Origin of the sequence: Bradyrhizobium sp. 197, from assembly GCF_023073375.1 — a bacterium.
In the GTDB taxonomy this organism is placed as follows: Bacteria; Pseudomonadota; Alphaproteobacteria; order Rhizobiales; family Xanthobacteraceae; genus Bradyrhizobium.
On sequence record NZ_JADPJJ010000079.1, the window covers coordinates 71,085 to 83,460 of the forward strand.

General features: G+C 64.2%; 10 protein-coding genes. 8 read left to right on the forward strand and 2 right to left on the reverse strand.

Translation table 11 applies throughout. From position 1 onward, the window contains the following. The first annotated feature begins 172 nt into the window (after positions 1-172). The gene (locus IVB27_RS19145; protein WP_247444877.1) at positions 173-1,519 is read left to right on the forward strand and encodes a lipopolysaccharide biosynthesis protein; all 1,347 of its coding nucleotides are present in this window, start codon (positions 173-175) and stop codon (positions 1,517-1,519) included. Between the two features lie 53 nt (positions 1,520-1,572). On the opposite strand, the gene IVB27_RS19150 is transcribed toward IVB27_RS19145, so the two are convergent. Then, a complete protein-coding gene (locus tag IVB27_RS19150; protein ID WP_247444878.1) occupies positions 1,573-3,666 on the reverse strand; it encodes a GumC family protein in 2,094 nt (697 codons plus the stop codon). Positions 3,667-3,949: 283 nt separating this feature from the next. Here IVB27_RS19150 and IVB27_RS19155 point away from each other — a divergent pair, with 283 nt between their 5' ends. Together IVB27_RS19155 and IVB27_RS19160 are read left to right on the forward strand one after the other, a co-directional pair. Next, a complete protein-coding gene (locus IVB27_RS19155) occupies positions 3,950-5,125 on the forward strand; it encodes a glycosyltransferase family 4 protein (RefSeq protein ID WP_247444879.1) in 1,176 nt (391 codons plus the stop codon). A gap of 30 nt (positions 5,126-5,155) precedes the next feature. Beyond that, entirely contained in the window at positions 5,156-6,691 is a 1,536-nt protein-coding gene (locus IVB27_RS19160; protein ID WP_247444880.1) for a glucosamine inositolphosphorylceramide transferase family protein, read from the forward strand. A gap of 58 nt (positions 6,692-6,749) precedes the next feature. Here IVB27_RS19160 and IVB27_RS19165 read toward each other — a convergent pair whose 3' ends face one another. Further along, entirely contained in the window at positions 6,750-7,673 is a 924-nt protein-coding gene (locus IVB27_RS19165; RefSeq protein WP_247444881.1) for a LysR family transcriptional regulator, read from the reverse strand. A gap of 108 nt (positions 7,674-7,781) precedes the next feature. Here IVB27_RS19165 and IVB27_RS19170 point away from each other — a divergent pair, with 108 nt between their 5' ends. Genes IVB27_RS19170 through IVB27_RS19190 form a run of 5 tightly spaced genes read left to right on the forward strand, consistent with a single transcriptional unit; the run spans position 7,782 to position 12,373 of the window. Next, complete coding sequence (locus tag IVB27_RS19170) at positions 7,782-8,105, forward strand: Dabb family protein (protein ID WP_247350212.1); 324 nt, start codon at positions 7,782-7,784, stop codon at positions 8,103-8,105. After that, the gene (locus IVB27_RS19175; RefSeq protein ID WP_247444882.1) at positions 8,102-9,181 is read left to right on the forward strand and encodes a maleylacetate reductase; all 1,080 of its coding nucleotides are present in this window, start codon (positions 8,102-8,104) and stop codon (positions 9,179-9,181) included. The genes IVB27_RS19170 and IVB27_RS19175 overlap by 4 nt, the downstream gene beginning before the upstream one ends. A gap of 4 nt (positions 9,182-9,185) precedes the next feature. Continuing rightward, positions 9,186-10,550, forward strand: coding sequence for an amidohydrolase family protein (locus IVB27_RS19180; protein ID WP_247444883.1), 1,365 nt, complete (start codon positions 9,186-9,188; stop codon positions 10,548-10,550). A gap of 20 nt (positions 10,551-10,570) precedes the next feature. Further along, a complete protein-coding gene (locus IVB27_RS19185; protein WP_247444884.1) occupies positions 10,571-11,473 on the forward strand; it encodes an NAD(P)-dependent oxidoreductase in 903 nt (300 codons plus the stop codon). Between the two features lie 15 nt (positions 11,474-11,488). Continuing rightward, positions 11,489-12,373 (forward strand): intradiol ring-cleavage dioxygenase, encoded by an 885-nt coding sequence (locus IVB27_RS19190; RefSeq protein WP_247444885.1) that lies wholly within the window; start codon positions 11,489-11,491, stop codon positions 12,371-12,373. The last annotated feature ends 3 nt before the right edge of the window (positions 12,374-12,376 follow it).

Sequence of the window (12,376 nt, forward strand, 5' to 3'; positions counted from 1 at the left end):
GGGACAGTGGGGTCAGCGATGTTCCATAGTGAAGCAGCCGGCATAGCCACGACATCGTCGCGGCCGGCAAGCGCATGGAGGCCGCCCATTAACACTCGCGGTTTTTCGGCATGCTAGGCTGTCGGCTGTATCGGAAAATGTCTCTCCAGGGGGAGTTACCCCTTCAATTCCCATGATCGATTCCATCGTCCAGTTCATGCGGCGCGACGTGACGCGCGGTGTTGCCGGAACCATCCTCCTCAAGGTTGGTAGCGGTGCGCTTGCGTTTGCGTTGTTCTCGCTGGCGGCACGAACGATGTCGCCCGATGGGTTCGGCATCTTTGCGACCTGGCTTTCGGTGGCCCAGATGGCGGCGGTCGTCGGGCTGGTCGGACAGGAATCGCTGCTGGTGCGATTTCTGAACGAGTATCGGGTGGGAAATCAGCCCGATCTCACCAAAGGCGTTCTGCTATCGAGCCTCAGGATTTCCTCCGTCGCAATGCTGATTGCGATCGGCGCAACCGCGATCGGCGCGAACATCAGAGGCGATTCGTGGCTGCTGATCATCGCGGTGTCGGCCTACATCGCCGTCAATGCGGGACTGATGCTTGGCAGCCAGATCGCTCGCTCGCTGGTCAGCATTCTCATGGGAGAAGGAAACAGGGAGTTCTTCTGGCGCGTCAGCGTCGTGCTGTTTCTGCTCGCAATCATGTCCGGCCATCGGCAGCTCGATCCCGCCGAATTGATCGCCGTGATGACGATTGCCATGTCGGTCGGGCTGGTCGCGCAGACCATCGCGATTGCGCGAGTTCTGCCGGATTTCCGCGGCACGGCGGTGCGCTCCGAGACGTCGCGCTGGAGATCGAGCGCGCTCCATTTCTGGGTTGCGTCCATCCTGGAAGCAGCGAACCAGTATTTCGACGTCATTCTGGTCTACTGGATGCTGGACCCGGCAACCGCCGGAATTTATTTCGCCGCTTCGCGCCTGGCCAACATGTTCGCCATGCTGTCCGCCGCATTGTACAGTTTTGGCGCGCGGCGGCTCCCGTCACTGTACTTCAGCAAGAACCACGAGGAATTCGAGCGAACCTTGCGGCTCATGGCGGAAGTGACCGCGCTGTGCGTGGTCAGCGGACTTCTCCTGATCTGGGTTGGCGGTCCCCATCTTCTCAACCTGTTCGGGCCGCATTTTGCCGCGCAGCACTGGGTCCTGATCGTGCTCGCGATCGGGACGGCCTTCCAGGCAGCGGGCGGTCCATCTGCGGCGATCTTGCAGCTGACCGGCCACGAGCGCGAGTATGTCCCTGTCGTTGCCGCCAACGTGGCGTTGCGGCTGATCGGATTTCTCGTCCTCATTCCCTGGCTCGGCGTTCTTGGCGCAGCGATCTCGGCCACTGTCTCGCTGGCGCTCGCGACCATCGCCCTCAACATCCTCTGTCGGCGGCGAACCGGGGTCGATCCTTCGGTTCTGGGACTTTTGCGCTTCTCGGCATCGAAGCGCGGCGCCTACGCGGTCCGCGGCGCGGAACCCGGCGAATAGACGTCTTCTCAGTCAGGGCATTGCATGGCTCGGCAATCCGTTGCCGCGTGGCGTCAACCAGCCAGCCCCAGCACTTCGCCGCGACGGGATGCCGACGGGCCCGCCGGCACACGGTTGACGACGATGCCGGTCGGCACACCGACAAACCGGGAGAGCGCAGCAATAGCCCTGCGCATTGCGGCCGAATCGACCGCGTCTTCGCGAGCGACCAGGATGACAAGATCGGCGTGATCCGCCAGCGCCGCCGCCTCCGGCTGCAAGGCCAGAGAGGTGGCGTGGACGACGATCAGATCGAACTCCGAACGAATATCGTCCGCGGGCTGTGTCGCGGGCTTCTTGCCGGCGCCCAGGAGCTCGTCGACGCTGCGAAAGTCCGCGGTGGTCATGCCGTCGGCCTGGCCGTTGGCGAGGCCAGCCCCGGCACCGCCGAGGTCCGGCTCGACCCGGATCAGGACGCTCAGCTTCCCCGTGTTCACGGCCCATCGGTTCAGCGACCGCGCGACGGTGTTGCCGCCGGCCCGCTTGCCGACCGACATCACGAAGACGACCTTGCCACGAGGTCCCGGCACCTTCTCCAGCCGCTCCAGCAACGGACGCAGATGGGGACTGAGATCGAGTTCGGTGGTCGCGGACACCGGCCCTTGCCAGATGTTTCTGGGGACTTCGGCGGGCGTCAGGTCGGGAATGCGGGCCCACACGGGCGGACGTGACCAGGTCGCGGGCTGGCGCGGAGCCGGTTCGGGGTCGCGGATATCAGGAGCGGATTTGTCCGATCCGCGTCTCGTGGCGGCGACGACCGCCGTCGATGTCAGCAGCGAACCGATCGCGAGAGCGGCGAGCAGCAAAGACAGCGGTGGCAGGGTCGAGCGCAGCGGCGGAATGGCGGACGATGCAATCTTGGTCTGAGAGCTCTGCAAGAGGCGCTGCTCGTTCGTCGTCTTGGAGCGCGAGAGGAACTGCTCGTAGATGTTTCTGTTGGCCTCAGCGTCGCGCTGCAGCTCCTGGAGCCGGACCAGAGCCTGACCGTCGACCAGAAGCTGCGATTCCGCCGCCTTCATCTGGCCTTCCAGCGCCTTCTGCTGCTCACGCTGAGCCTCGTATTCCGATTTTGCTGTGTCGACGCCCTTGGTCCGCTCGACCTCGATCTGCCTGTTCAGATCGGTCAACTGGCTGTACGACATGACGAGGTCGGGATGGCGATCGCCGAACACCGCCCGCTTCTGCGCAATCTGGTCATTGAGCGCCGACCGCTGTGCGCGCAGAGCGCTCAGGAGATCCTGCTTGACGGGGCTCTCGACATTCGCCTTCACGTCGCGCTGCGCCTGTTCGTAGCGGGCCTTCGCCTCTTCGGTTCGGGCGCGCGCAGCGGCAACCTGCTGCGACAGTTCAGTAACCCGCAATTGCTGGGTGGTGGAATCCTTGCCCGCGTTGACGATCCTGTGCTCGAGCTTGAACGTGGCCACGGCGTCCTCTGACGTCTTCAACCGTTCGTTCAATGATTTGAGCCGGCCACTGAGCCAGTCGGCGGCCTCGTCGGTCGCATCGGTGCGGCTGCGGCCCTGGCTGGCGACGAACGCCTCGGCGATCGCATTGGCGTAGTAGGCCGCCCGCTCCGGCCGGCTCGAGGTGAAGCGGATGGCGATGACATAGGTCAGTCCGCGACGGGAAATGTCGAGGCGGTTGCGGAATCTCTCGAGCAGGCGCGCGGGGTCGGTGTGTCCCCCGGAAATGTCTTCGTCGTCGCGAATCTTGAGCTGCTCGATCAGCGGCTTCAGAAAGCCGTCGGACTTCGCCACTTCGACCAGGCTTTGCAGCGCGGCGCTATCCTGCCCGATACCCGGCAGAACGTCCTGCTCGGTGGTCACGCGTTGCTCGCGGGGATCGACCACGACCAGCGCGGTCGCTGCGTACCGAACCGGGATCACCAGGAGAACGACGACGCCAACGGCAAAAATCGCGACTGCGAACGTCAGGATGCGGCGAGCGTTGTCCCGCAAGAAGGAGAGCGCACCCGCGGCCGTGAGCGCACCGCCAGAGCGTGCGGCGGTTTCACGAGCCTCGCCGTTCGACGCATTTCGAGTCAGCCACGACGCGGCGACACCGGTCGATCCGGAACTTGTCGGGTCTGCACGGCGACCGAACGTCATGGATTTTACTCGGATTCAACTGGCGAACACTGTTCAGTGGCCTCCTCCAACGTAAATATCTATGGTTAATCCGCGGTTACCCGCGCCTCATCCGACCATGACCAATTGGTTAACGCGCTCGCTTCATTTGGTTGGGAGCCAGCGGAATTCTCTCGCGAACGGTGCCCTTCCGGCAGGCCGCGCATTAACTCCGTTTATTGCTAGTCGGTGTCCGCGCTATGCCCGCATGGTAGCTACGGAGTCAAGAAGGTGAACATTTCGTTTCATCAGTGGGTCGGGATCCGTGCTCCATTACCAGCCAAACAAGGAGTTGGGCGAGACGGCTGCGACAGCACTCCCGCCGCCCGAGGGCAGCGGACGAAAGCTGCACGTGCTTCTCGTACAGACCCAGGCCGAGAACGCCGGTGCGCAGGAGATCTCGCGACTGCTTGGCGCCGGGCTGACCGCGCGGGGCTACCGGGTCACCAATCTGTTTTTCTTCCGCAAGTCGGATTCGTTCGATGAGCCGCCTGATACGGTCTATTGCGCATCGCACCGGCCGGGACATCCGCTGGCACTGCTGCAACTGCTGTGGACGCTCGGCCGCCATATCAGGGCCACCAGGCCCGACGCCGTTCTGACGTTTCAGCACTTCGGCAATGTCATCGGCGCCGGCGTGGCGCGCCTCGTCTGCCGCGCGCCTGTTATCGCCAATCAGGTTTCATCGGCGCTGTCGATGAGCTGGCCGGTCCGTGCGGCCGACATCGTCATGGGCAGCCTCGGCTTCTTCGACCGCATCACGCTCAACTCGCTGGACATGCAGCGCGAGTATTCGCGCTACCCTGCGGCCTATCGCTCGCGCATGGTGCATGTCCCGCACGGCTTCGACGACAAGGCCCTCACCCTGTCGAAGCAAGCTGCACGACAGAAATTCAATCTGCCACCGGATGCCATCCTGCTCGGCTGCGCAGCAAGATTGCACCCGCACAAGCGGCTCGATGCGGCGATACGCCTGTTGCCGGATCAACCATCCTGGCACCTCGCACTGGCCGGCCAGGGAGCCGACGAGGCCCGGCTGAGGCAGTTGGCTGATGAGTTGAAAGTCTCGGACAGGCTGCATCTGCTCGGCGAAATCACCCCGCGGCAGATGGCGGATTTTCTCGCCGCTCTCGACGTTTTTGTATTTCCGACCCAGGCAGAGACCTTCGGTCTGGCCGCTGTGGAAGCCGCGAACGCAGGCGTTCCCTCGGTCGTCACCGATCTTCCGGTCTTGCGCGAGGTGTTGTCCGTTGAAGGAAAGCCGACGGCGCTGTTCGTCGATGCTTCCGATCATACGAAGCTGTCGGCGGCCGTCTCCAGGCTGCTGACGGACCAACAACTGAGCGACGAACTGCGACAAAACGCCAAAGGCCTGAAGCTGCGCTATTCAGTGGATGCCATGGTGGAGGAATACGTTCGAATTCTCGGCCAGGTCATTTGACCGGGTCGCATTGAAATGGATTGGCTCGACATGATCATCGAGTTTCGCTGTGAAACTGAGCATGCGCGGCGGTGGATGGGCCGCGAGACGCTGTCGGTCGACGGCCGGGATGTACCGGTTCAGATCGCATGGACGGCAACGGCCGAGCCGCGCCCCACCGGTCTCGACGCGCTGTTCGAGCTCGAACGTTTGGTGTTGCACAAGGGCAAGCACAGCGGCGCCGACAGGCTGAAGACCAGTCCGGAACGGATGCAGGCTCGCGCCGGCACGGCCGACACGATCGTCGATTTCACCGGCGCCGCGCGGGATCCGAACTGCTCCGCCCGGCAGTATCTTCGTCCGCTGTTCAACGGAGCCGCAGGCGAAAACGCAGCCCTTGCCGCCATTCTCGCCGGCGACCTGCCGGTGATCGAAATCGTGGACGAGGTCGACGGTGCAATCCTCGATCGCGGCCACCCCTCCGCCGAAATCGCGGCCGGTCTGAGCGGCGGCCTCGAAACGGTCATGGCGCGAACCCTGACCATGGTGGCGGTCATCCTGTCGGGAAGACCGCGCATCGTGCCGCAGCTGGCACGCCCGGCCCGAGCCGGCAACGGCCGCCCGCCAGCGGCGTACGTCGCGCGCGGCCTCGCCGTATCGATCGCCAAGGAGATCTATCGCCTCTGCTGCTATGCCCCGCATTGGCATGTCGGATGGCGCTTCAATGATGGTGCAGGCGTCTGGCAGACCGGAGATCTCTCCGGCCCAGGCTGGAACGTCCTTGCAGATCCCGGAAACCACTTTTACGCCGACCCCTTCCCGATCACCTGGCAGGGCCGAACATTCGTCTTCTTTGAAGATCTCGACCACCGGGTTGGAAAAGGCATCGTGTCGGCGATCGAGTTCAACGACGCCGGCCCGGTCGGAGAGGTCGTCCCCGTGCTGGAGGAGCCTTGGCACCTCTCCTATCCGTTCCTCATCGAGGACGATGGTGCGTTGTGGATGATCCCGGAGAGTTCGACCAATGCGGACGTCGCCATCTATAAATGCGTTCGGTTTCCGGACAAATGGGAGCGGCACGCGACGCTGCTTTCAGGACTTGAACTCGCCGATGCGACGATCACGCGGCACAACGGCTTGAACTATCTGTTCGGGGCCTGGCGCGACGGCACCGGCGGGTATTCGGATTCGCTGGCGATCTATTACGCCGAGCACCTCATGGGCCCGTGGTTGCCGCATGCCAGCAACCCCGTCCTGATCGACCGCGCGAGCACGCGACCTGCGGGGAATTTCATTACCGTCAATGACCGATTGTGGCGACCGGTCCAGGATTGTGCTGGCGGATACGGGGCAGCGCTCGCCCTGGCGGAAATCGTCGAGTTGTCACCGACGACGTTCAAGCAGATCGTCCGCCACTCCCTGAGGCCCGGACCGGCCTGGCCCGGCAGGAAGCTGCACACCTTGAACCGCTGCGGCCGGCTCGAGGTGATCGACGGATCGCGTGTCCAACCCAAGACCCGTGCCTTCACGAGCAAATTTCCATCGCGCGTTTTGTCGCCGCGGACCAGCGCAAACTCGGCACACTGATCAATCGGCTCGCCAATCAACTGCCGGATCACGGCGGTCGAAACTCAAAGCGTTCGTCTCACTTCGCCGCGTCGATCCAGATCCCCGGCTGCGAATGCTCGCGGATGTGAGCGACCAGGAAGTCGGAAAAGACCCTGATCTTGGCGGGGAGTCCGGCACGATTCTGATAGGCGATGTTCATCGTCAGCAGCGGCAGCTCCCAGTCCATCAGGACCGGAACGAGACGGTCCGCCGCGATATCGCTTTGCACGATGTAGAGCGGCTGGATGAGAATGCCGAGCCCTACCAGTGCGGCGCCGCGGATGACCTGGCCGTCATTGCTGTCGAGCGTCGGCGTGATGCGGACAGTCTGCGCGCCGTTGCCCTTGCGCAGCCGCAGCGAATAAGGATCGTTGGCGAGATTGTAGACCAGCATGTTGTGGCGCGCGAGATCGGCGGGCTGTTCCGGCTCGCCACAGCTTGCGAGATACGAGGGCGCAGCAGCGAGCACACGCCGCATCTGGCCGATGCGGCGGACGATGATATTCGAATCCGGCTCCTGCTCGCGCGTCCTGATCGCCACGTCGATGCCGGCCTCGATGAAATCGGAGTACCGATTGGCGGTGGTGATCTGCATGTTGAGCTTCGGATAGCGCGCGCGGAAGGCCGGCAGCATCGGCGCCAGATAGATCACAGCAAAGGACAGCGAACTCGTGACCCGCAGTGTGCCTTGCGGCGACAGCGCGCGGTCGCTGACGATGTCCTCGGCCTCCGCCAATTCGCTCAAGACCCGGCTGGAGCGCTCCAGCAGCTCCTGCCCCGCCTCCGTCAACCACAGCCGGCGGGTGTTGCGCTCGATCAGCCGGACCGCAAGCCGCTCCTCGAGCGCGCTGAGGTGGCGGCTCGCGGCAGCATTCGACATCCGCAGGGCTTCGGCAGCTTTGGACAGGCTGCCGAGTTCGGCCGTCTTGGCAAACACTTCGAGTTGGAGCAGGCGGTCCATTTTTTCGCAAATAGAAAAAGAGACTTGCGATTATTGGTCTTTATTTCCGCATCCCGCAAGTCAAAATGGCGCCAACACAAGCAAGATAGCAGGCGAGGAAACAGGGAAATGTCGGGCCCGATCAGGCACATCGTGATGTGGCGGCTGCGCGGGGAGACGCCAGCGGAGCGTTCCGCCGCCCGGATCAAGGTCAAAACCCTGTTCGAGGGGCTGCGCGGCAGGATCGACGGCCTCACCCATATCGAGGTCGGCGTGGATGTCAGCGATGTCGACTACGCCTGCGACGTCGTCCTGTTCTCCGAATTCACCGACCACGCCTCGCTCCAGGCCTACGCCACCCACCCGGAACATTTACGGGTGCGCGAGGCGCTGGGCGACTTGCGGATCGGGCGCTTCCAGGTCGATTATCCCATCAAAGAGACCGGCGCATGATCGGTACGTTCACCTTTGAAAACCTGCCCTGCCGCGTCGTGTTCGGCAGCGGAACGCTGGCCTCGGCCAAAACCGAGGTCGAGCGGCTCGGCGGCAAACGCGCGCTGGTGCTGACGACGCCGCAGCAGGAGGCGCAAGGCAAGAGCCTGGGCGCGGCACTCGGCTCGCTCTATGGCGGCATCTTTCCGGGCGCGACCATGCACACGCCGGTCGAGGTCACGGAGCGGGCGCTTGCGGCGATGAAGGCATGCGAGGCCGACTGCGTCGTCTCGCTCGGCGGCGGCTCGACCACGGGCCTCGGCAAGGCGCTCGCCTTACGCACGGGTGTGAACCAGCTCTGCATTCCCACAACCTATGCAGGTTCGGAGATGACGCCGATCGTCGGCCAGACCGAGAACGGCCTGAAGACCACCGTACGCGACGCCGCCATCCTGCCGGAGACCGTGATCTACGATGTCGATCTCACTTTGACGCTGCCGGCGAGCCTGGCTGCGAGCTCGGGCATCAATGCGATCGCACATGCAGTCGAGGCGCTCTATGCGCGCGACACCAATCCGGTCACGTCGCTGATGGCGGAAGAAGGCATTCGCGCGCTGGCACGTGCCCTGCCCGCCATCGCCGCCAAGAGTGACGACCGCGAGGCCCGCACCGAAGCGCTCTATGGCGCGTGGCTATGCGGCGTCTGTCTCGGCACCGTCGGCATGGCGCTTCATCACAAGCTCTGCCACACGCTCGGCGGCACCTTCGATTTGCCGCATGCCGAAACCCACACCATCGTGCTGCCGCATGCGCTGGCCTACAACGCGCCGGCCGTGCCCGATGCGATGGCACGCATCTCGCGCGCGATCGGTACTGTCGATGCATCGCGCGGGCTCTACGATCTAGCAAAGCGGCTAGGTGCAAAGCTTGCACTACGCGACATCGGCATGCCCGAAGACGGCATCGGCAAGGCTGCCGACCTGGCCGTCACCAACGCCTACTGGAACCCGCGGCCGCTCGAGCGCAACGCCATCCGCGACCTGATCGCACGCGCCTGGGCCGGCGAGCCGCCCGCCGACGTCAAAGCGGTGGCTTGATTCCATGCGGCACACGCTGATCAAATCCGCGGTCATCATCAGCATGGATGATGCGATCGGCGATTTCAGCACTGGCGACGTGCTGATCGAGCGCAACCGCATCGTCGACGTGCGCCCATCGATCGACGTCGGCAGCGACCCCGAGATCGTCGAGGCCGAGGGGCGCATCGTCATTCCCGGCCTGATCAACGCGCATATGCACACCTGGCAGACGGCGCTGCGCGGCTATGCCGCCAACTGGACGCTGCTGGAATATTTCCGCCGCATGCATGCCGGGCTCGCAACGGTCTTCCGGCCCGAGGACATCTATATCGCGACCTTGGTCGGCGCGTTGAACCAGATCAACCAAGGCACCACCACGCTGGTCGACTGGTGCCACAACAATCCGACGCCAGATCACACCGACGCTGCGGTGCGCGGCCTGATCGAGAGCGGCATCCGCGCTGCCTTCTTCCACGGTTCGCCAAAGCCCGAGCCGAAACCGGGCGAGCGGCACTTCTCGGAGGTGCCGCATCCACGCCGCGAGGTCGAGCGGCTGCTGGCGGGGCCCCTCGCCGACCGCGACGGCCTCGTCACGCTTGGGCTCGCGATCCTCGGCCCGCATTATTCGACGCTCGACGTCGCCATGCACGATTTCCGCATGGCGCGGGAGCTCAAGCTGATCGCATCGATGCATCAGGGCGGCGGTCCCGCGAAGACGCCTGATGGCTGGGAGAAGCTGATCGAGGCCGGCCTCGTCGGCGCCGGAATCAACATCGTCCATGGCAACGACCTGCCTGACGATCTGCTGGACCGGATGGTCGACCTCGGCGTGTCCTTCTCGGTGACGCCGGAGAACGAGATGATCCAGGGCCATGGCTTTCCGATCACTGGACGGCTGCTCAAGCGCGGGGTGCGGCCGACCATCGGCATCGATCTGGAATCCGTGCTTGCCGGCGATCTCTTCTCCGCTGCGCGCGTTGCGCTCTCGACGCAGCGGTCGCTCGACAACGCCGAGTCGCGAAAGGTCAACGGCACCATTCCGGCGACGACCACGATCCCCGTCCGCGAGGCGCTACGCTGGATCACGACGGAAGGCGCGCGCATGCTCGGCCGCGAGAACCAGATCGGCTCGCTGACGCCGGGCAAGCTCGCCGACCTCGTCATCATCAATGCCAGCGATCTCAACCTCGTCCCGGTGCGCGATCCCGTCGCAACGGTCGTGATGCAGACGAGCCTTGCCAATATCGAGGCCGTGATGATCGGCGGCGTGTGGAAGAAGCGGAATGGGCGGCTGCTGGCCGACGGTCTGGAGGCAAAAAAGGAACTGCTCGTGCAATCCGGCCGGCGGCTGGTGCACGACATCGAACGACAGGGACACGCCGCCTGAGGGCGTCAAGGACAACAACAATGACAGACGCGCTAGAGAACATCGCTTTTATCGGGATCGGCAAGATGGGCCTGCCGATGTCGGTGCTCGTCGCCAAGGCCGGTTACGCCGTGACCGCGTTCGACCGGAGCGACGCACGGCTCAGCGAGGCGCGCGCGCAAGGCATCTCGATTGCCGCTTCACCGGCCGAGGCCGTGCGCGGCAAGGCCGCGATCGTCACGTCGCTGCCGGACGACACGGCGTTGCGCGGCGCGATGCTCGGCCCGACCGGTCTCATCGCCGCAATGGCGCCGGCAGCAGTATTGATCGAGACCAGCACCGTGAGCGTCGAAGCCTCCACGGAAGTTGCAATCGCCGCGCAGGCGCGCGGCATTGCCTATCTGCGGGCGCCGGTCTCGGGCAACGCCAGCATCGTTCACACCGGCGCGCTGAGCTGCTTCGTCTCGGGCCCGAAGGACGCCTACGAAAACGCAAAGCCGCTGTTCGCCGCCTTCACCCGCGCCCAGACCTATCTCGGGCCCGGCGAGGAAGCGCGATATGCGAAGCTTGCGGTCAATCTGATGGTCGCGGTGTCGGCCGCCATGATGGCGGAGAGCCTGGCGCTGGCGCGCAAGGGCGGCATCGGCTGGCAGGATATTCTGAAAGTTCTCGATGACAGCGCGGTCGCCTCACCGATGGTGAAGTACAAGACCGCGCCGTTGCGTAACCGCGATTTCGACTCGACTTTCTCCTGCAAGCAGATGGCCAAGGATCTCGATCTGATCCTCGGCGCCGGCCACGCCGTCGGCGTTCCGCTTCAGCTCGCGGCTCAAGTGCGCGAAACCTATGGCTCGCTGGTGGCGCAGGGCGACGGCGACACTGATTTCATCGCGACCGTCAAGCACCTGGAACGATTGTCCGGGCTTGGCGAACCCAAACTCTGATCGGCGGAGGCACACATGCGTAACTTCGACGAGAACACGATCACCGACGCAGTGCTGGAGCGGATCGCAGGCGCGATCGATCCGCGGATCAAGCAGGTCAGCGAGGCGCTGGTGCGCCACCTTCATGCCTTCGTCCGCGAGGTGCGCCCGACCCAGAAGGAATGGGAATACGGCATCGACTTCCTGACCCGCACCGGCCACATGTGCGACGACAAGCGCCAGGAGTTCATCCTGCTGTCGGATACGCTCGGCGTCTCCATGCTGGTCGACGCGATCAACCATCCGGTGCCGGAAGGCGCGACCGAAACCACGGTACTCGGCCCGTTCTTCGTGCAGGCCTCGCCCGAGAAAAACAACGGCGCCGATATCTCCGGTCCGATGGAGGGCGATCCGATGCTGGTGACCGGCTCGGTCTCGACCGTCGACGGACGGCCGCTTGCCGGCGCCGTCGTGGACGTCTGGCATTCCGACGATGATGGCTATTACGACGTGCAGCAGCTCGACAAGATCGGCGATCTCGCTATGCGCGGGCGCTTCCACACCGACCAGAATGGCCGCTTCAATTTCTGGTCGATCAAGCCTGCGGCGTATCCGATCCCGCATGACGGCCCGGTCGGCGACATGCTGGAGGTCCAGGGCCGCCATCCCTGGCGTCCCGCGCATGTGCATTTCATGATCTCGGCGCCCGGCTTCGAGCAGCTCGTGACCCATGTGTTCGTCGCCGGCGACCAATATCTCGACTCTGACGTGGTGTTCGGCGTCAAGGACAGCCTGATCCGGGAATTTGTGCGCTGCCCGCCCGGCCGTGCGCCGGATGGTCGCATGGTGGACAGCGAGTATTTTCATCTCACCTATGAATTCGGCCTGAAGCAGGTCGCGAGCAGCGCAAGAGCCGCTTAAGCT